Here is a 19,150-nt window from a genome sequence, read left to right as displayed (position 1 = left end):
ATGATTTATTTTATATAGCACAGGAATTTACTCGCAGACAATACAATTTTCACTAAAAGGGCAATGCATGTTTTTCTCTTGTCTATATGTTGCATATGCGTTTCAGTGCCCTGTCTTTGATTATCACGAAATTGATAAAAAAGCATAATGAATTTTTGTAGAGCTCACAGAATTAATATAAATTTGTTTTAACACATATTTTACATCAGGATAAGCAACGGTGTCGGACTGTCCTGAGGCAAACATGCTCATTACGCTTAAAGTGTCAACATTGATGCGGTCTGGAATACCGTCAAGAAAGATATCCCGCAACTAAAAAAAGAAATTGAAAAATTGATTCATTTATAAATACATAAAGGATATTTTCAAATGTCAGACATGACCCCGGGGTCTCCACAAACTTGTTGACGCCTGCGGAAACTTTGCTGTATAACGTGTTGTAGGCTGTATATATAATGGAGGTATTATGAATAAGAAAGTAAAACCTGTAAGCAGAAAACAGGAATGCAAGATTGATATTTCTAATAAAATGGGTTTTCGCAGAGAGATCCCTTCATTGGTAAACCAACTTGTAATGTCATACGAAAAAAATGATTGCTTCAGCCACACAGACCCCGAGCCTATACCGTCAAGGGCATCGGTTATAGATATTTTAGAGAGAGTTTGCCGTATTGTTTATCCGGGATACTTCACAGATACTGTCCTTGATGAGGTTAATTTGAATTACTGTCTTGGTCGGGAAGCAACGGAATTCTTCGATGTGCTTTCGCAACAGGCTACTTTTGCAATAAGACATGACTGCATTCGTTTTAATCAACCCTGCACCGGTTGTGAAGAAAGGGGCCAGAAAGCTGCCATACAACTTATGCGTGATTTGCCTCAACTCCAAAAAATGCTTGGAGATGATATCCGTGCTGCTTATGAAGGAGATCCTGCTTCAAAGAATTTTGATGAAATCATATTCAGCTATCCGGGTCTCTTTGCCATTACTGTATATCGTATTGCCAATCATCTCTACAAACAGAATATCCCACTTATACCGAGGATCATGACGGAGTATGCCCATGGCCGCACCGGCATTGATATCCATCCGGGAGTTCAGATCGGCGAGAGGTTTTTTATCGACCATGGAACAGGCGTGGTTATTGGTGAAACAACGGTTATCGGCGACCGTGTTAGAATATATCAGGGTGTAACTCTTGGCGCACTTTCACTGAATAAGGATGAGTGTCAACAGCTAAGGGACAAAAAACGTCACCCTACCATCGAAGATGATGTGATTATCTATGCGAACGCAACCATACTTGGCGGCGATACGGTCATTGGCCGCAACTCTGTCATTGGCGGCAATGTTTGGCTTACAGAATCCGTTCCCCCCGATACAGTTGTATTCCTTAAAAAACCTGAGCTTATCATCAGGGAGAAAAGATAAAAAGGCGATAACTCATCCCCTTTAAAACTTGTGAAAGAACTTGACCATCTTTTGGATAAGTTTGTTCTTGTAGTAAAATAATGTCAATAGTATTATCTAATTGATAAATGTTTGGAAGATTTTAATAGAATTAAAAAACTTTGGAGGGTGTTATGGAGGTATTGATTCTTAACGGCAGCGCAAGAGGACAGAAAGGAGTAACGGGAAGATTGCTCAAGAGTTTCGTTGAAGGCTTAATTGACGGCAATGCAAGCGTAACAGAATTTAATGTACAAAGTCTTGATATATCACCATGCACAGCCTGTCTCTCATGTATGCACAAGACTCTGGGAGAATGCGCCGTCAAAGATGATATGGAACATATCTATAAAAAGATGAAGAAATCGGATGTGTTGGTGTTGGCAACGCCTGTGTATACTGACAATATGTCCGCCCAGCTAAAAAAGGTCATGGATCGCTCTGTATGCTGCATGCAGGGTTTTTTAAACAAAGATCGTTTCGGCAGAGTAAGGCACCTCTTTTCCTGGCGTATGCCGGCAAAATTCATGCTTATTTCCACATCGGGTTTTCCGGAAATGGAAACATTTGAACCGCTTATCGCTACATATCGCGCCCAGGCATTGAATTTCGGCTCTGAGGCCGTTGCGGAGATATGCGTCCCCGGTTCCATTGCTATCCAGATGGAACCGGATGCATTAAATCGGCACATTGAGCTTATCAAAAAGGCTGGTCAAGAAATTGCCGCTAAGGGGTCAATAAACGCAGGCATCTTAAAAGAGCTGAATACACCACCCTTTACAGTAGAAGGGTATCTCATTGCGGCAGCCAAATACGAGTCCTGGTGCCGGAAGAAACTGAGCGAAACAGGTCAGAAATAAGTATTGTTGGGAGTAGCCTGAAAGAACTTGACCACCTCTAGTACAAGGTAAAATTGAGAAGCTTTATTACAGTAATATCATCCTTGTAAATGTCTATTATATTAATACAGCCGTAGTCCTGGCCAATCTTGAATATTGAGGATAATTGCATGCCGAGGATCGAAGCGAGTATGAGCCTTAGTATGCCTGCATGGGTGACTACTGCAACATTTTGTCCTCTGTGCCTGCTTATCATTTCATTGAAAATGCCAACGCTTCTTTGCTGGGCGTCTATGAGAGGTTCGCCTTGAGGCGGGGTGTGAATATCCGGGTTTTTTACCCATCTTCGGAATTCTGTCGGGTTTTCCTCATCTATTTCTTCAAAGCTTCTTCCTTCCCAGATGCCGAAATGGATTTCGTTGAAGGCCTCGGCAATTTCCGTCTCGATGTTGTGGGGTTCGGCAATGATTTTCCCGCTTTCAATGCACCTTGAAAGAGCGGATGTGTATATGTGATCAAAATTAAAACGTGTGAGAAATTGTGAAGCTTTTTGCAGCTTTTCCCTGCCTTTTTCGGACAAAGGTATATCGCTGGTACCTTTAAAGACTTTCTTTGTTTCTTCGTCGATTGTATCACCATGTCTTATGAGAAATAATCGTGTACGGTTGTTTCTATTCAATGCATCCCTCCATGTATTTTAAGAGAAGATTGTTCTCTTTTTGTGATTTTACTGCAATACGTAAATATCTGTGGTCAAGTCCTTCGAAGTTTGAACAGTCTCTAACCATGATGCCTTTTTTTGCAAGCTGTTCTGCAATTTTTAGAGCTTTGGGAGTATGTAAGAGATAGTAGTTTGCATGAGAAGGAATATAATCAATGCCAAGACCTTGCAATCCCTTCTCCAGGACTCTTTTTTGTTTTTTTACAATTTTCATCGTCCTTTCTTTGTATGCGCTGTCATCCAATGCTGTTATACCGGCACTCTGGGCAAGAGTATTGACGCTCCATGGCTCTTTATGTTTCTGCACCATCCCGGCAATATTGGCGGGAAAGATGCCGTAACCCAATCGTAAGCCTGCAAGTGCATAAAACTTTGTCATAGATTTTAATACAATAAGATAGGGGTTCTTTTCCACTTTATCTGCAACGGATTCCCCCGGACAGAAATCAATGAAGGATTCGTCTACAATGAGATAGAATTTTTGTTTTTTTGCCTGTTCTGCTATTTGAAGAAGTGATGTTTTTTTAATAAGCCTTCCTGTGGGATTATTGGGGTTGCATAAAAATACGGCATCAGGTTTTGCATTCAGGATTTTATTTAGTAAGTCTTCTGTTTCTATATCGAAGTTGTTCTTATGCTCAAGCATATAATCTTTGATGGTGCATGAAGGATATGCAATTCTGCATGCCCGTTCATAATCACTGAAAGTTGGCTGGGGTATGAGGACATTTCTGAAACCCATTATTCTCGGGACAAGATAAATCAGTTCTGTAGACCCGTTCCCGCAGACTATGGATTTTTTGCTTACACCAAGCGTCTCAGCGATTTTATCAATCAATCTGGTTGCGTGAATATCCGGATAATGGATAAGATTTTTCAGGTTCTTTTTGATTTCCTGGATAACATTTTTGGATGTGCCCAAAGGGTTGATAGAGGCACTGAAATCTGTTACAGACCTTTGATCCAGACCTTTCTTCTCCATGAAACTGTATATGTTTCCGCCATGAGCTGTCATAAAATTATCAGCAGACATAGTACACCAATTGAAATAAAAAAGCCAAGAAATGAGGCTGTCCTTACAATCCTTATGGTATCGAGAGAAGCGGAAAAATAGTCTGCGGACCTTTCAGAACCTATATATGGTTTTTCAAAAATAGCCCCATTGTATTTTGACGGCCCTCCAAGCTGTACGCCAAGAGCGCCTGCCATTGCAGCCTCCGGATAGCCGCTGTTCGGGCTCGTATGCTTCCTTCCGTCGCGATACATGGTTGTGAAGGCGTAACGCATAATTTCCTTAGAGCGAAAAAGGATGCCTGATGATAATACAATAAGAAGACCTGAGATACGTGCCGGTATATAGTTGGCAAGATCATCAAGACGTGCAGAGGCCCAACCGAAACGTATATACTTATCGTTTTTATACCCCACCATGGAATCGAGTGTGTTGATCGCCTTATAGGTCAGACCGAGGGGCATTCCTCCGATGGTGAGATAAAAGAGGGGCGCGATGACACCGTCAGATAGGTTTTCGGAAAGAGTCTCTATTGTTGCCTTTAGTATACCTTTATTATCAAGAACGTCTACGTCACGACCTACAATCATATGCAAATGCTTTCTTGCAAGGTCAATATTATTTTCCTTAATAGCCCCTATGACCTTAAACCCTGCCCGTAGAAGTTCTTTTGTTGCAAGAGTCGTTGCAGTGAGATATACAAGAAAGGCTATGCCGATAAATCTGGTTATGCCTTGTGTGCCAAAGAGAATCCATTTTTCCGTTATATAGGCAAGGAGGAAAGTTGAAGAAACAATTGTTACTGTCAGAAGAGTGCCGGCCAGTCTCTCCTGCACTTGCATTGAAAACGGTTTTGTCAAAAGATACTCCATTATGGCAATACCTTTTCCGATGATTTTTACAGGATGCGGAAGCCAGGTGGGGTCGCCTATGGCCAGGTCGAGGAAGAATGCAAGGATAAGTAAAATAATGAATATATGGTTGTTAATTATCTCCATATCAGTGCAACGAGCAGAAATACAATTTCTGATATTTCGTGGATAGCGCCAAAATTATCCCCTGTGAGACCGCCGAATTTATTTGTGAAAATATGTCTTAAAAAAAGACAAAAAAGAAAAATAACGGCTATTTCGCAGAAAAGGAAAAGGATAAATCTGTACTCTCCCAATTGAGCAAGGGAGGACGTGCCATATCCACAGGCATAGAATGCTGTTAAACCCGTAAAAAAAATAAGGAGAGTTGAGAGGAGGGCGTGTTTGAAACCGACCCGTTCAAGAAAAATCCTGCCGATGCCGTCTGAACGTGCGCTCCTTGAACGATACATAACTGATACCATAGCCCATTTTGAATAAATAGGCATTAAAAAAAGGATAAAACAGGCATTTCCCTCTATTTGCAGAATCGCCTTAATTAAAAGATATTTGAGGAGCAATGAAAAGACAATAGCAATTACTCCTATGGGTCCTGTTGTGCTGTCTTTCATTACAGCCAGTCTCTTTTGTATATCCTGCGCCCTGTTTCCTGTGGATTTTACAGAAATGGCGTCAAATGTGTCGGAGAGGCCGTCCTGGTGAAAGCCTCCGTTTGTAAGAAGATATGCAACAAGGACAAGGGCAGTGGTTATCTCAGGAGAAAAGACCTTCAACAGAAAAAAAGATAAGGCAACAAGTATAAACCCCTGAAAAGCCCCAACAACAGGAAAAAAGATCGAAGAGTCAGCTATATCTTTTTCCGAGACCTCACCGGTTGTTTTTATCGGTATGATGGTAAGAAACTGAAAGGCGAGGGCAATATTTCGTAATTTCACGGCAGTTCCTTTGAAACTCCTGCTTCATCAAATGTAGCCATTTCACGATATATTTTGAGACCTCCTTCAATGATAAACATTGCCAGGGCAGCCCCTGTGCCTTCCCCGAGTCTTAAGTCCAGATCAAGTATGGGCCGCAAGCCCATTGCATCAAGAATAATTTTATGACCTATTTCTATTGAGTTGTGGGCTGCAAACATATAATTTGCTGCAGCCGGTTCTATAGCATAGGCTATAAGTGCCCCGGCAGTAGAAATGAAGCCGTCTACCACCACCGGTATCCTCCGGGATGCAGCCCCGAGAATGAGCCCTGCAATTCCCCCTATCTCTGCGCCGCCCACCTTGGAGAGCACATCAACCGGGTCTTGTGGGTCCGGTTTATTTAAGGCTATTGAATCTTCGATAACCTTGACCTTGTGTTTTAAGGCTTCATCGGATATACCGGTACCTCTGCCGGTTACTCCGGAAACGGGTTTTCCTGTAATGACTGCTGCAATGGCGCTGGATGGAGTGGTATTGCCAATACCCATATCCCCTGTCCCGAACATGCCATAGCCTTTGTCAGCATATTCCATAGCGAGCGAAATACCTGTGTCGATACATCGTTCTGCCTCTTCACGGGTCATGGCAGGTCCTTTTCGCATATTCCTTGTCCCTCTGACGACTTTTTTTATGAGGAGGTCTGACTGTCCGGTAAAATCACAGTCTACGCCTATGTCTACAACAACAACATCCGCTCCTGCATGTCTTGCCAGTATATTTATACCTGCCCCGCCCCTGAGGAAGTTATATACCATCTGTTCCGTCACTTCTTTCGGATAAAGAGATATACCTTCCTCTGTAACCCCATGGTCTCCGGCAAAGGTGAAGATAGCCTTTTTTGAAAAAGGAGAGGGAATTTCCAAACCTGATATGCCGACAAGCTTTCTGGCAAATTCTTCAAGTCTGCCAAGGCTGCCTATCGGTTTTGTAAGACTGTCGAGTCTTGTCTGTGCAGATTCAAACAATGCTGTCTTTATCGGTTCAATTGTAAGTTTTATCATCGAATTTGCCTCTCTTATGTTTTGTTGAGTATTTGTTATATCATTTCCGGTTTTTCTCTTTATCGGGCAGCGGCATGGAAGAAATACTCATCTGCGGCGATCTGCTGCGCCTTGCGATCCTCCATCGTACATTCAGTACGATTGCGGCCTGCAAGGCTTACATCTCATCCACATCTGCTGCATTTTTGCTCAACACTGCCCTCGCAATGAAATCTCACTTCCATGCCGCTGCCCACTCAAGCCGGATTCACATATAAGCTTATGTGAATCCGGCGGAAATGAAGAAAAGATTTCTTCATTTCCCATACTTCTCGATCACTGCCTCTGGTTTATCATTATTCAATCTTTGTAGCCATTTCATGAAAATATTTATGATGTTTTTATTTTTAATGGTATGCCTGCAACCATGAAAATTACATCCGATGCTGCCTGTGCAACCTGCCGGTTCACGTGCCCCAGATTATCCCTGTAGGCCCTCCCGAGAGGCGATTCAGGGACAAGTCCCAATCCTACTTCATTTGAGATTATATATAGCGGGGCAGGGGAAGCGGTTGAAAGTGCGGAAACAAGTTTCCCTGTTTCTTCAGCAATGTCAAGGCCGGCGTGCATGATGTTCGAAACCCATAAGGTAAGGCAGTCTATCAGGATTACATTGTATTTTCCTTTGATCCTGTTAATAAGGGGCGCTATTTGGAGCGGTTCTTCGTAGGTATCCCAGTCGTTTCCCCTTTCCTTCTTATGATTTTCTATGCGGATATACATCTCATCGTCAAGAGGCTCTGCTGTTGCAATAAAGGCTTTTTTCCCCTTTATGAGCGATGCCTCTGCCAGAGCATAATAACTTTTTCCACTCCTGGCGCCTCCCAGCACAATGACTATCTTTTGCATCGTTTTTTTACCTCCTCAGTTACTACAAGCACGAAGGGCTTGGAAGACAGAGGATTTGTTTCCACAACAACAACTGTCTTATAGACCTCTTCTATATCACTGTAATTCAGTACGTCTTTCGGTTCCCCCGCCCTTTTGATGGTGCCTTTGTCCATCAGGATTAGACGGTCGCAATATTCTGCTGCAAGGTTGAGATCGTGAAGCACGATGATAATAGTAAGAGCATACTCCATATTCAGTTTTTTGATGAGGTCCAGGATTCCTACCTGATGAGTAATATCCAGATGGGCGGTAGGTTCATCAAGAAGAAGCAGCACCGGCTCCTGTGTGAGTGCCCGTGCAATGAGTGCAAGCTGTACCTCTCCGCTGCTCAACTCCGAGATATACCTGTCTTTAAATTTTATTGTATCGGTAAGTTCCATGCAATATTCGGCAAGTTCAATATCCTTTTCGGTTTCGAACAATTGGAATGTACTGTAATGGGGTAATCTGCCGAGGAGAACATATTCTTCGACAGTCATTATTGTCGCAGGTATGCCCTGGGAAACTACGGCAATCTTTTGTGCAATTTCTCTGAAACCCATCCCCCTTATATCTTTCCCGTCGAAAAGGATCGTGCCTCCGAAATGTTTTGCTAATCGTGTAATTCCGCGAAGTAATGTAGTCTTTCCTGATCCGTTAGGTCCTATGATGCCTACAAATTCTCCTTTGTCTACCCGGAGATCGATATTATTCAGAATAGTTTTAGAGCCATATCCGCATGAAAAATTGTTTATTTGAATCATTTTAGAAACCTCCTGCCCAGAGCATAGACAAAAAGGCTTCCGCCGAGTATGCCCGTTATTACCCCTACAGGAAGTTCCACCGGCGAAATGATCGTCCGCGCCAGGGTGTCGCAGAATATGAGAAAACCTGCGCCTGTGATAAATGACATGACCAGAAGCACTCTGTGGTCATACCCTGCAAGCATCCTTACAAAGTGAGGGACAACAAGCCCGACAAAGCCGATTATCCCTGCAATGGATACACTGACTCCTGTTAAAACCGATGCAATGAGAAAGAGTATCTTTTTCGCCCTTTCCACATTTACCCCGAGATGAATGGCCTCTTCTTCGCCCAGTGCAAGGGCGTTCAGGTCTAAAGAAAAGATGTAAGACAAGACAAGGCAGATCAAGGAAATAAAGAGGACAATGGAAATGAGCAACCAGCTCGGTTCTTCGAGTGATCCCATTATCCAGAATATGATGCCCTGGAGATCTTCGGTGCTTGATATTGCCAATATAAGTGTAACTATAGAGGAAGATATATAGCTTATCATGACTCCTGTAAGAAGAAGCCCTTCTGTTTTTACCATACCCTTCCTTATATTTATAAGTGATATGGGAAGGGCTACAGCAAAAGCTCCAATGAATCCGAAAAGCGGCATGGCAAGGTCCGGGAATACCCTGTGAAGTCCCAGAATAATACAGAGGGCTACTCCAAGGGCAGCGCCTCCTGAAATACCAAGTGTATATGGCTCAACGAGAGGGTTCCGGAACATGCCCTGAAGGATAACTCCGGCAAGGCTTAAAGAGCCCCCGACAGCAAAGCCAAGCAGAATCCTGGGTATTCGGATATCAAAAAGAATGCTGAACTCAGGGGTTCCGCTGCCCTTTAAGAGCGTTGGTATGACATCTTTCAGGGTGATGTCGGAGGAACCGCTGCCCAGTGAATAAAGGCTTGCAGCAAGAAGAAAACCCACTGAAAGAAGCATGGAGAGCGGCCAGTTTAATATAGTTTTTTTCATTCCCTATCCTTCAAATGCTTCAGGATGCAATATTTTTACAATCTCTTCAAGCAATTCTACAAAGCTGACCGGCGTAGGGCTGCATATTTTGTCGGAATCTACGAGATATATATGCTTGTTTTTCACAGCGTTTATGGTTTTGTATTGCTGCCATGATTTTTGCTCTTTTTCGCCGGCAATGCCCATAGTTGTGATAATCAATATGTCAGGATTGCGCCGTACCACTTCTTCCCTGCTTATAAGACCGGACTTTGCGTCTTTAAAAATATTTACACCGCCTGCAAATTCTATAAGATCATTGATAAAGTAATCCCTTGTTACTGCAAAAAGCGGTTTGGAGCCGAGCTGGACAAATACCTTTTTACGGGGAAGATTTTCAACCTTTTTTTGTGTTTTTACTATCTTTTTTCTCGATTCAGCTATCATAGTCCGGGCCTGTTCTTCTTTTCCCACCAATTTGCCGAGATCAAGGAAAATTTGGCATAGCCGGTCAAAGTCTTTTGATATATCGAAAGTTACCACATTAATCCCGAGATTTTTTAATTTCTTGATATCTTTTGAATTTGTAAGCCCTGTACCGATTACAAGGTCAGGTCTGAGGTTGATTATTTTTTCCGTATTGATTTCAATTATGGTGCCTATTTTTTCTTTTTTTGCCGCCTCAGGTGGTTTCTGACAGTATGTGGTGACGCCTACGACTCTGTCTTCAACTCCAAGGAAGTATAGGGCTTCCGTAATGGCAGGACCCAGGGAAATGATCCTGTGCGGGACGTTTTTTGCCGCAGGTTCGCCTGTACAAGGGGCGGATAGGATAAAAAGGCCTGAACAGGCATAAAGTACAATAAAAAGTGCTGTTATGACGTGTCTTTGCATTACTTGTCAGCCGCTCCTCCATCTTTGGGCGCAAGTTCCAGAATCCGGTATGAATCCATTAATATCTTTCTTACTACGTTGAATTCTACAGGTTTTTTAAAAATTGGGCCATCATAAACAAAAGTATGATATTCTCCTTTTTCTCCACAGAGATCGACATTATTTAATGCTTTTAAATCATGTATAAAAGCCCTGTTTATCTCCCTTCCGAGCCATTCTTCGCCTAAGTATCGTTCATCCGTTGCTACAACTATGGCCTTAAACCCTGCATCAATAAAGCTGATAAGGATTTCCTCCCTGTCTTTCAACCAAAGTGGAAGTATGGGTTCCACTCCTGACTCCAGACATACCCGTTCCACCCAGTCTCTATGTTCTATCATGTCAATATCCCCGAAGACTCCTCTAAGTGCATCTCCGTCTTTGATGATTGAAAGAGCTTTCTTGAATTCTTTTTCATAGGTATCCCAGGATGCCTTTTGTTGTAACAGACTGATATTGATTGCTTCAGATTGAGAGGCGAGAAGACCTGATGTAAGACCATGAGTGCGTGAATGCTCACCGTTTTCCGTTGCCATATTGAGTAAATGAGTAATTTCTATACCTGATCTGGTTGCCTCATAGAATGCCAGAGCACTGTCTTTTCCACCGCTCCATGAACAAAATGTTTTCATAATACGCTCCTTTAGTAAATAAAAACTTTGTTTTCCCCCTAGTTTTTTCTTTGTTCGGTCAGCGGCTTGGAAGAAATGCTTATCTGCGGCGATCTGCTGCGCCTTGCGATCCTCCGACGTACGTTAAGTACGCCTCCGGTCTGCAAGGCTTGCATCTCATCCACATCTGAATCATTTCTTACAAGCCGCAGCCCACTCAATCCGAATTCACATACACGCTTATGTGAATTCGGAAATAAAAAAACAGATATCTTCATTTTAAACTACCTATCTCCACATTTTTCTGTATTGTTCAAGTTTTCTTTACTCATACTTTACACCCATTTTTCATGACCCATTTAGCAACTCCAGTACATGCCCGCACACATGGCAGTGGAAGGAATCTACCGGCATACCGGCGCCGCAGCCCGGACATGATTTTTCTCCTTCTTCCGGCCCCGGGATCGTGCCGACGACCTCACAAAACACCTTGAAATAATAGAAATGTTCTTTGTTAAAAAATCTTATAGGATAAGGATTATTTTGAAACTCTTCGTCGCTGATCATTGAAGATATGATGCCTCTGAGTCTTGTCATACCGGAGCCGTATTCAAGGGGCCTTTTGCCTTGCCAGATGAATTTGGACGGGAGAAGGTCTTCGAAGGCTTTTCTGAGAACCCATTTGCCGTGGATTATCCCGTGCTCTTCCCGTATCCTTAACTCATTCGGTATTTCCAGGGCAAATTTGATTACATTTTTATCAAGGAAGGGCTGCCTTACGTCCATAGCCAGAAAATCGGCGAGCATATTGGAACTGAAAGACATGTGTGAAGCGATCCTTCTTATATAACCGGGTAAATCATCAATTTCCTTCATAAAATCATAACCGCCGAAAAGCTCGTCTGCGCCGTCTCCTGTCATGAATGAAGTGATGCCCATACCGGAGAGGGTCTTTAAACCGTAGTAGGCTGTAATATCATTCGGTATTGCAGGATCGAAACTCCCAAGTGCTTTTATTACAATGGGAATAGCCTCTATTGCTTCATCAATGCTTATCGATCTCTGAATATGATGGAATCGGAGAGTCTGTGCAAGCTCTTTTGAGTACTGGAGGTCTTCACCCTCAGACAAAAGATTTATTGTAACAGCCTGAACTTCAGATGGTGCATATATACGGCATGCAATGGCTGCGATGATGCTCGTATCAAGCCCGCCTGAGAATAGTATACCGGGTGCAGCTATCTTTTTAACAGCATTGGTGAAAACTTTATTCAGCTGTGATGTTATATTCTCAATAGTCAACCTTAAACCCTCCGTACATGGAAAATCCTGGTGTTCCATATCCATGGACCTCCTGATATTTTCTGTTCAGGAGGTTCTCAATCCTTCCGAATAACTGGATTTGTTTGGTTATATTGTATTTGGCTGCAGCATTTACCAATGTATGTCCTCCAACTATACCGCTTGAAGGATACGGCATCCAGTCTCTCCTTTGGCCAGTATAAAGAATCCTGAGATTAACGCTTCCTTTTTCTGAAAAACTATAGTTTGCATCAGCGCTGAACTTATTCTTCGGTCTTCTTAATAAAGATTCGTCGGTATCCTGATTCTCGGTGTCCATATAGGTATAGCTGAAATCTAATATAAGATCATCTCTTGCCTTAATCCTGGTTGAGAACTCCACTCCGTCAGTTCTTGCCTTTCCGATATTTACGTAACCGAGGGCATTATCGAAGTCTATGAGGTTTTTGAATGTGTTATTAAAATAGGTGATACCAAGGGTGACTTTTTCATGAAAAAAATCCTGGTCTATCCCAAAATCCCAGCCCTTGCTCTCCTCCGGTTTTAAATTCGCATTACCCACAGGACTCCACACTGTTGCCGGTGCATAAAGCTGATACAGGGAAGGAGCCCTCTCTCCGGTGCCGTATGTTCCCCGTATCTTTGTTCCGGTCTGTTTTATGAAATATGCAGGGGCAATCCGATATGTGATTTTCGATCCTATCTCACTGTGATCATCCAGGCGCATGCCTATGGTTCCAAAAAACTGTTCCCCCAGCCTAATCTGATCCTGTATGTAATAGCCCGTATTATGCGCAGATTTTTCGGGAAAGAGACTTGTCCCGGGGCCCCAGGCGCTTATCCAGCGGTAATCTGATTTTCCCGTCTCTTCCTTATATTCCACACCAAAGGTGAGCGTATTTGTTCTGTGCACCTCAACAACATGCTGCCATCCTATTTTGTCAAGCCTTCCGTTATAACTTGCTCTTTCTGCATCAAGAGGATGCTGGAAATCCTGTGGATTAAAGTTTGTCCTGTCATTGGTGTTGGTAGCGAACTCTATGGACTGCATCCATTTTCCATCATAAAGGGTGATATCAACCTTGCCTTTCAAGAGAAGCTGGACAACCCTGTATATGTTATTGATATCATCTCCGCCTATGCCGCCGCCATTATCTATATCTGATCTTGCTTTGGTATAATGGACAACAAAATCGGTATTGACATATTCCCCAAGGCTAAATCCGAACCTGGATGAAAGGGACATATTATCATATCCGTCGGTTTCAATATTGCCGTCCCCTCTGTTTGCCGATGAGATGCCTTTTGAATTAATATGGGAAGCACCTAAAGAATAATGAAAATTTTTCAGTGAGCCCTCTAATCCTGCAGATTCTCTATAAGTATTATAGGAACCGCCTTCTCCAGACACAAAGAACTTCGGTTTACCGGCTCCCTTTTTTGTAATTATGTTTATAACGCCTCCTATAGCGCCTGAACCATAAAGGGTGCTTTGAGGCCCCCGTAAGACCTCGATGCGCTCGATATTGTCAATCGTAAGGTCCGAAAAGTCGTAGAGTCTGCCGAAGTGCATAACATCGTTTACTTCCATTCCATCGATCAATACAAGTGTATGTTCCGGATTAGCGCCCCGCATATATATTGAGGATGTCCTGCCCAGTCCTCCGGTTTGAGTAACGTCAACTCCCGGTAATCCGCGGAGGATATCCAGAACAATAGGCTGTTTTTTGTCCTCAATCTCTTTTGAGGTGACGATGCTGATCGAGCTTGCGACTTCTTCCGCCGGTGTTTCTACCCTTGTTGCGGTAACAACAATTTTGTCTAAACTGTAAGTTTGCAGACCCTGTGCTGTATGGGGAATTAAAAAAATAAGGAATAAAAGAAATGTTGATAATACATGTTTCAAGAGTAACCTCCTTATGCCTCGTAAGGACAGTATCTTAAGACATCCAATCCAAGGTTTCCTGACTTCCGGGCGTTGAGCTTACGCGCCTTCCCATCCTTTTTCAGGACAGTGGCCGGCATATGCCATGCGTTGCCTTTAACCCGTCACAGTTGCGGGACAGTGGAAGATTTTCACTTCACTTCCCTTGCAAATCGGACGAATATTGCTTAGTTGAAATCTTTATCATGCATTGAATTAAATTTCAATAATAATATCTTAAAGATATTTTTGATATACTTTTTGTGCCTTTTCTTTTCATCTTTCTTCTTGAACGGCTCTTTCTTGAATGTTAATGTTGTGTGATGGAGAAAAAATGTTCCTCTGTGCCCATTGACAGCAGGCATAGGATGATTAGCGGAAAGGCTCTATGAAGATTTTTGGTAATCAATACGACAGAATGGAATTTGCCGGTGCCTTCGGAGATCTGGGAACGTTAATCCCTTTTATTGTAGGCTATATCACTCTTAACAAGATGGACCCCCTGGGTATTCTCGTTACATTCGGGCTCTTCAAAATCTTTGCGGGCCTTTATTTCAGAACGCCTATGCCGATTCAGCCCATGAAAGCGATCGGGGGAATGTCCATTGCTCATGCAAGCACTATCTCTCCGGGAATGATCTGGGGCGCGGGTATTTTTACCGGGGTTTTCTGGCTTTTAATGGGCTTCACAGGCGCCATTACAGTGATTCAGAAGATCACTGCCAAGCCTGTGGTAAGAGGCATAATGGTCGGCCTCGGCCTCAGCTTCATTGCTGAGGGACTGAGCATGATGAGAACGCAGCCGGTATTTGCTATCGGAGGCGCTGTTTTGACTTTGATTCTCCTGAACAGCAAACGATATCCGGCGATGCTGGTCCTTCTTTCTTACGGGATCGTTGTTTCATTCATTCATAATCCGGGATTGTTTGGTGACCTGGCCCATATTTCAGTTAGGTTCCGGTGGCCGGAGATCGGGCTTCCGCGGATTTCGTGGAGCGAACTGCTGACAGGGTTTATAGTCCTGGGACTCCCCCAGGTGCCGCTTACCCTTGGCAATGCCATCATCGGCACTGTTGCCGAGAATAATCAATATTTTCCGGACAGGCCGGTGACAGCCAGGAAAATCAGTATCGATCATGGAGTGATGAACCTTATCAGCCCTTGCATTGGCGGTATCCCGGTCTGTCACGGTGCAGGAGGTATGGCGGGACATATACGTTTTGGAGCAAAAACCGGCGGTGCCCTGGTAATACTCGGCCTGATTACCCTTTTTTCCGGGCTTTTCCTGAGCGACTCAATATCGCTCATACTTCAGGTCTTTCCCCGGTCTATTCTCGGCGTGATTCTTTTTTTCGCGGGTGTGGAACTTGCCATGACCATCAAGGATGTGAAGCTAAAGAAGGAGAACCTTTTTGTCCTTGTCATCACCGCCGGTACTGCAATGTGGAACATGGGCGCAGCCTATCTGGCGGGATTATTTATCTACTATGCCATTGAACGCCGTTGGATCAGAATATAAACTGCAAGTTTTATTTACCCTTCTTTCCCTGGTAACTGAGCAGACCGGATCTTAAGCAGTTTTGTCTGTCTTTTCACTTGGTCGGTCAGCGGCATGATTGGGATGTTCATCTTCGGCGCTCTGCTTCGACTTGCGATCCTCCGACGTACGTTGAGTACGTCTACGGCCTTCAAGTCTAACAGCCCATCCGAATCTGAAACATCCCTGCCATGCCGCTGCCCACTCAATCCGGCTTAGCATCTACATTGATGCTAAGCCGGAATAAAGAAGGGGGCAAGTTTCTTCATTTTCAATTTTATTTTCTACATACCCTCTATTTTGCTTTGTAGAGTCCTGCCCATATTCAATCCAAATGATTCCCTGCAGTTTGCTGTAGGGTTACTACTTGCCCTGAAGCTTGCTGTAGGGTTACTACTTGCCCTCGCCCCTCCGGGGGAGAGGGCGGGGTGAGGGGGATATGAGCCTCTTCCCAGTGATAACCTGCACCCTGCTGCGGGGAGGTTCAATCTTCATATTAATTGTGCATGAAACTTTTGACAATACCATATCATCATGATTTGTTTGGTTTATTTATTTTCATCTTGGACTGGGTGATGAGTGAGTTGATAAGCTACAATCGGAGACCCGAAAACCTACAGAAAGAAATCGTTACAACAGTTGTAACGATTTCTGAAATCTCTGCAAAGTAAATACAGACGCTGCATCGCACGATATCACTTTTAAAACATGTTTTGAAAATACAAGATGTAATTCAGACAGAAAAACTCCCCTTTTCACAGGGATATCTCTTTGCCGCTAACCTTGGAAGTCCTGACTTTTTTACCATATTTGATGAAATAATGGAGACGCCTGTAACCAACCCGGAGATTGCGCCAATAAAACCGATTAAAAAACCTGTTCCGCAGGTGTGAGGATCAATTCCAGTTTTAAATCAAGGATGAAATCAAGGCGGCAAGGAAGAAGAGACGTAGGCGTACGATAGCAGTACGTCGAGGATCTGATGACGAAGCCAACGATGATAGCGCCTTGATTTAGAATTGGAATAATGCGTGCAAAAAAACAAGACCTGACCCCCAGTCTTTCCCAGGAAAAGGAGGCAGCGTATTTCAATTATTTGTCTTGACAGATATAAAGTTGTAATTTATTATTGTCAATATGTATGTGTCCAGGCTCTTATCATCAAAACTGGCAGAGGCATTAAAATCTTTCCCATCGGTATTGGTGACAGGACCGAGGCAGTCGGGAAAAACCACGTTTTTACTTAATGAAATAGGCGAAGCATCGGACTATGTCAGCCTCGATGACCCGTTTGAAAGAAGTTTTGCCCTGTCTGACCCCAATGGATTTTTAAACAGGTTCACAAAAAGGCATGTTATCCTTGATGAAGTTCAACATGTCCCTGAGATATTCCCGTATATCAAAATCCGTATAGATAACGACAGAAATACACCGGGACTATGGGTGCTGACCGGTTCTCAGCAGTTTCATCTAATGAAGAATGTAAGCGAATCGCTTGCAGGGCGGATTGCAATACTTGATCTTCTGCCGTTCAGTATGACTGAAAGCATGAAGGAAGGCGGGGCGTCGTTGGAAGCGGTTATATGGAATGGAGGTTACCCTGAACCGTCTCTTTATCCAGAGAAAAGGGACTTATGGATTCGTTCCTATATACAAACTTATATTGAGCGCGATGTAAGACAGCTTCAAAACATTAAAGACATCAGGTTGTTTGAGCTATTTCTTGGTTTTTGCGCAGCAAATCACAGCCAGACATTTAACACTGCAAATCTATCGAGAGAGTGTGGAGTATCCTTACCTACCATAAAGGCATGGTCATCTGTTCTTGAAGCGTCATATCTCTGTTGTTTTCTCCCCCCGTATTTTAGTAACTATGGAAAACGGTTAGTGAAAACCCCGAAACTCTATTTCCTCGATTCTCTCATTGTCTGTGCACTGACAAGGCAGCCGGATGCAATTTCAACACTTTCCGGTGCAATGAGCGGTGCAATCTTTGAGGGTCTGATAATATGTGAAGCAGTTAAATTTTTTGCAAACAAGGGGATGAAGGCGGATGTGTTTTTTTGGCGCTCACACGACGGCCTTGAGGTAGACTTAATTGTTCGGGCAGGCGCAAAAATGTACCCCATAGAGATAAAACTTACTTCAACCCCATCTTTGAAACACCTGGAACCGCTTAACCGTTTCAAGTCTCTGGCCGGAAACGATGCGTCTGAAACGGGCTTGCTGGTATGCAGGATTGAAAAGGAGATGCAAATGCCATTCAATAACCTTGCAATCCCCTGGCATCATTTTCCTGCGTGGCTGTCAGCAAAATTGGGTGGATAGTTAAGAATCAAAATAGTCTTGATGACAACCTCATTGAACAGGCAAAAACATACGCCCGAAAAAAAAGTTTATCCTTGTCGCAAGTGGTTGCCGATTATTTTCGTATCCTTAATACAGATACAATCCATACCAAAAAACACCTCCTATAACGGCATCTCTTCGCGGACTGCTCAAGGAAACAAACGTTGATGAAAAAGATAAATACCTTCTCCTCTGCGGGGAAAGAAGATATCTTGCAGTTCAGAAGCTGGGCCTTGAATCCATCCCGGCAAGAATTGTTAATATAGTCACCCAAAAGGATGAAATACTGGCCATCCAATTGACAGAAAACCTCCAACGAGAAGACTTGAATCCCATAGATCGGACCAAAGGAATATTATCCTTTATTCAAGCAAAACATCCTGATAAGGGATACAATCTGGATGGGGTGATGAGTGAGTTGATAAACTACAATCGGATACCTGAAAACCTACAGAAAGAAATTGCTACAACTGTTGTAGCAATTTCGGAAATCTCTGGAAAATCAATAAAGACGCTGTTCAACACGATATCACTTTTAAAACCTGTTTTGAAAATACAGGATGTAATTTAGGCAGAAAAACTCCCCTTTTCATAGGGATATCTCTTTGCCGCTAACCTTTGAATTCCTGACTTTTTTACCACATTTGATGAAATAATGGAGACGCCTGTAACAAATGCAGTACTTGAAAAAAACTCACCGCATACAAAAGAAGAAAACCAGAATCAACAGACCCGAAACCAGTACCAATGTGCATACTGCGTGGTTTCGCAGAGGCAAAGACTTCGGATTGAAATGTGCGCCTTCTACCCTTAACTGGATAATTTTTCTTCCACCTACCTATACGTAACAAAATTTATTGACCGTTAGACTGCTAAGGATCATTATTTATTCTGCTTTTTCTTAAAAGAAAAGGAGGAGAAATGACCCGGACAAATCAAAGTTTTATCAGACCAAGCGGCAACTTCGAG

At 43.1% G+C, this 19,150-nt stretch carries 20 protein-coding genes and 1 riboswitch; of the genes, 6 read left to right on the top strand and 14 right to left on the bottom strand.

The features are described from left to right. Positions 1-466: 466 nt before the first annotated feature. Together NT010_09075 and NT010_09070 are read left to right on the top strand one after the other, a co-directional pair. Positions 467-1,432, top strand: coding sequence for a serine acetyltransferase (locus NT010_09075; protein ID MCX5806200.1), 966 nt, complete (start codon positions 467-469; stop codon positions 1,430-1,432). A 152-nt stretch (positions 1,433-1,584) separates the two neighbouring features. Continuing rightward, the gene (locus NT010_09070) at positions 1,585-2,310 is read left to right on the top strand and encodes a flavodoxin family protein (GenBank protein MCX5806199.1); all 726 of its coding nucleotides are present in this window, start codon (positions 1,585-1,587) and stop codon (positions 2,308-2,310) included. 37 nt (positions 2,311-2,347) lie between these two features. On the opposite strand, the gene NT010_09065 is transcribed toward NT010_09070, so the two are convergent. The 13 genes from NT010_09065 to NT010_09005 form a co-directional block, all read right to left on the bottom strand. Beyond that, a complete protein-coding gene (locus tag NT010_09065) occupies positions 2,348-2,968 on the bottom strand; it encodes a histidine phosphatase family protein (GenBank protein MCX5806198.1) in 621 nt (206 codons plus the stop codon). Then, a complete protein-coding gene (gene cobD, locus NT010_09060; protein ID MCX5806197.1) occupies positions 2,961-4,025 on the bottom strand; it encodes a threonine-phosphate decarboxylase CobD in 1,065 nt (354 codons plus the stop codon). The genes NT010_09065 and cobD overlap by 8 nt, the downstream gene beginning before the upstream one ends. Further along, a complete protein-coding gene (cbiB, locus tag NT010_09055; protein ID MCX5806196.1) occupies positions 4,022-5,020 on the bottom strand; it encodes an adenosylcobinamide-phosphate synthase CbiB in 999 nt (332 codons plus the stop codon). Before cbiB ends, cobD begins: the two co-directional genes overlap by 4 nt. Beyond that, the gene (locus NT010_09050) at positions 5,011-5,829 is read right to left on the bottom strand and encodes an adenosylcobinamide-GDP ribazoletransferase (protein MCX5806195.1); all 819 of its coding nucleotides are present in this window, start codon (positions 5,827-5,829) and stop codon (positions 5,011-5,013) included. The genes cbiB and NT010_09050 overlap by 10 nt, the downstream gene beginning before the upstream one ends. Further along, on the bottom strand, positions 5,826-6,872 hold the full coding sequence (cobT, locus tag NT010_09045; GenBank protein MCX5806194.1) for a nicotinate-nucleotide--dimethylbenzimidazole phosphoribosyltransferase: 1,047 nt from the start codon (positions 6,870-6,872) through the stop codon (positions 5,826-5,828). Before cobT ends, NT010_09050 begins: the two co-directional genes overlap by 4 nt. 369 nt (positions 6,873-7,241) lie before the next feature. Next, complete coding sequence (gene cobU / locus NT010_09040) at positions 7,242-7,760, bottom strand: bifunctional adenosylcobinamide kinase/adenosylcobinamide-phosphate guanylyltransferase (protein MCX5806193.1); 519 nt, start codon at positions 7,758-7,760, stop codon at positions 7,242-7,244. Further along, positions 7,748-8,545 (bottom strand): ABC transporter ATP-binding protein, encoded by a 798-nt coding sequence (locus tag NT010_09035; protein ID MCX5806192.1) that lies wholly within the window; start codon positions 8,543-8,545, stop codon positions 7,748-7,750. The genes cobU and NT010_09035 overlap by 13 nt, the downstream gene beginning before the upstream one ends. Further along, a complete protein-coding gene (locus tag NT010_09030) occupies positions 8,542-9,546 on the bottom strand; it encodes an iron ABC transporter permease (GenBank protein MCX5806191.1) in 1,005 nt (334 codons plus the stop codon). Before NT010_09030 ends, NT010_09035 begins: the two co-directional genes overlap by 4 nt. Before the next feature lie 3 nt (positions 9,547-9,549). Further along, positions 9,550-10,419 carry a cobalamin-binding protein gene (locus NT010_09025; protein MCX5806190.1) on the bottom strand — a complete coding sequence of 290 codons (870 nt, stop codon included), beginning with the start codon at positions 10,417-10,419 and terminating at the stop codon, positions 9,550-9,552. Further along, on the bottom strand, positions 10,419-11,090 hold the full coding sequence (locus tag NT010_09020) for a diphthine--ammonia ligase (protein MCX5806189.1): 672 nt from the start codon (positions 11,088-11,090) through the stop codon (positions 10,419-10,421). Before NT010_09020 ends, NT010_09025 begins: the two co-directional genes overlap by 1 nt. Before the next feature lie 38 nt (positions 11,091-11,128). After that, positions 11,129-11,347 carry a hypothetical protein gene (locus NT010_09015; protein ID MCX5806188.1) on the bottom strand — a complete coding sequence of 73 codons (219 nt, stop codon included), beginning with the start codon at positions 11,345-11,347 and terminating at the stop codon, positions 11,129-11,131. Between the two features lie 70 nt (positions 11,348-11,417). Beyond that, positions 11,418-12,410 (bottom strand): asparagine synthase-related protein, encoded by a 993-nt coding sequence (locus NT010_09010; protein MCX5806187.1) that lies wholly within the window; start codon positions 12,408-12,410, stop codon positions 11,418-11,420. Further along, the gene (locus tag NT010_09005) at positions 12,361-14,277 is read right to left on the bottom strand and encodes a TonB-dependent receptor (GenBank protein MCX5806186.1); all 1,917 of its coding nucleotides are present in this window, start codon (positions 14,275-14,277) and stop codon (positions 12,361-12,363) included. The genes NT010_09010 and NT010_09005 overlap by 50 nt, the downstream gene beginning before the upstream one ends. 30 nt (positions 14,278-14,307) lie before the next feature. After that, positions 14,308-14,500: riboswitch (cobalamin riboswitch) on the bottom strand. 183 nt (positions 14,501-14,683) lie between these two features. Here NT010_09005 and NT010_09000 point away from each other — a divergent pair. Continuing rightward, entirely contained in the window at positions 14,684-15,814 is a 1,131-nt protein-coding gene (locus NT010_09000; GenBank protein MCX5806185.1) for a putative sulfate/molybdate transporter, read from the top strand. Between the two features lie 51 nt (positions 15,815-15,865). On the opposite strand, the gene NT010_08995 is transcribed toward NT010_09000, so the two are convergent. Beyond that, positions 15,866-16,054 (bottom strand): hypothetical protein, encoded by a 189-nt coding sequence (locus NT010_08995; protein ID MCX5806184.1) that lies wholly within the window; start codon positions 16,052-16,054, stop codon positions 15,866-15,868. A gap of 491 nt (positions 16,055-16,545) precedes the next feature. Between NT010_08995 and NT010_08990 the strand changes: the two genes are divergently transcribed. From NT010_08990 to NT010_08980, 3 genes are all read left to right on the top strand, one after another. Continuing rightward, complete coding sequence (locus tag NT010_08990) at positions 16,546-16,725, top strand: hypothetical protein (GenBank protein ID MCX5806183.1); 180 nt, start codon at positions 16,546-16,548, stop codon at positions 16,723-16,725. A 250-nt stretch (positions 16,726-16,975) separates the two neighbouring features. Then, positions 16,976-18,160 carry an ATP-binding protein gene (locus NT010_08985; protein MCX5806182.1) on the top strand — a complete coding sequence of 395 codons (1,185 nt, stop codon included), beginning with the start codon at positions 16,976-16,978 and terminating at the stop codon, positions 18,158-18,160. A gap of 430 nt (positions 18,161-18,590) precedes the next feature. Then, positions 18,591-18,752, top strand: a complete 162-nt coding sequence (locus NT010_08980; GenBank protein ID MCX5806181.1) for a hypothetical protein — start codon at positions 18,591-18,593, stop codon at positions 18,750-18,752. Positions 18,753-19,150: the final 398 nt, after the last annotated feature.

The sequence above is a fragment of the Pseudomonadota bacterium genome, assembly GCA_026388275.1.
Classification (GTDB): domain Bacteria; phylum Desulfobacterota; class Syntrophorhabdia; order Syntrophorhabdales; family Syntrophorhabdaceae; genus JAPLKB01.
This window is presented reverse-complemented; position numbering and strand designations above follow the sequence as displayed.

Bases quoted from the DNA above. Each gene is read 5' to 3' on its own strand.
- cobU (MCX5806193.1), bottom strand. From the start codon at position 7,760: ATGCAAAAGATAGTCATTGTGCTGGGAGGCGCCAGGAGTGGAAAAAGT.
- cobD (MCX5806197.1), bottom strand. From the start codon at position 4,025: ATGACAGCTCATGGCGGAAACATATACAGTTTCATGGAGAAGAAAGGT.
- NT010_09035 (MCX5806192.1), bottom strand. From the start codon at position 8,545: ATGATTCAAATAAACAATTTTTCATGCGGATATGGCTCTAAAACTATT.
- NT010_09075 (MCX5806200.1), top strand. From the start codon at position 467: ATGAATAAGAAAGTAAAACCTGTAAGCAGAAAACAGGAATGCAAGATT.
- NT010_09015 (MCX5806188.1), bottom strand. From the start codon at position 11,347: ATGAAGATATCTGTTTTTTTATTTCCGAATTCACATAAGCGTGTATGT.
- cbiB (MCX5806196.1), bottom strand. From the start codon at position 5,020: ATGGAGATAATTAACAACCATATATTCATTATTTTACTTATCCTTGCA.
- NT010_08980 (MCX5806181.1), top strand. From the start codon at position 18,591: ATGAGTGAGTTGATAAACTACAATCGGATACCTGAAAACCTACAGAAA.
- NT010_09020 (MCX5806189.1), bottom strand. From the start codon at position 11,090: ATGAAAACATTTTGTTCATGGAGCGGTGGAAAAGACAGTGCTCTGGCA.
- cobT (MCX5806194.1), bottom strand. From the start codon at position 6,872: ATGATAAAACTTACAATTGAACCGATAAAGACAGCATTGTTTGAATCT.
- NT010_08995 (MCX5806184.1), bottom strand. From the start codon at position 16,054: ATGCTAAGCCGGATTGAGTGGGCAGCGGCATGGCAGGGATGTTTCAGA.
- NT010_09070 (MCX5806199.1), top strand. From the start codon at position 1,585: ATGGAGGTATTGATTCTTAACGGCAGCGCAAGAGGACAGAAAGGAGTA.
- NT010_09025 (MCX5806190.1), bottom strand. From the start codon at position 10,419: ATGCAAAGACACGTCATAACAGCACTTTTTATTGTACTTTATGCCTGT.
- NT010_09010 (MCX5806187.1), bottom strand. From the start codon at position 12,410: ATGGAACACCAGGATTTTCCATGTACGGAGGGTTTAAGGTTGACTATT.
- NT010_09030 (MCX5806191.1), bottom strand. From the start codon at position 9,546: ATGAAAAAAACTATATTAAACTGGCCGCTCTCCATGCTTCTTTCAGTG.
- NT010_09000 (MCX5806185.1), top strand. From the start codon at position 14,684: ATGAAGATTTTTGGTAATCAATACGACAGAATGGAATTTGCCGGTGCC.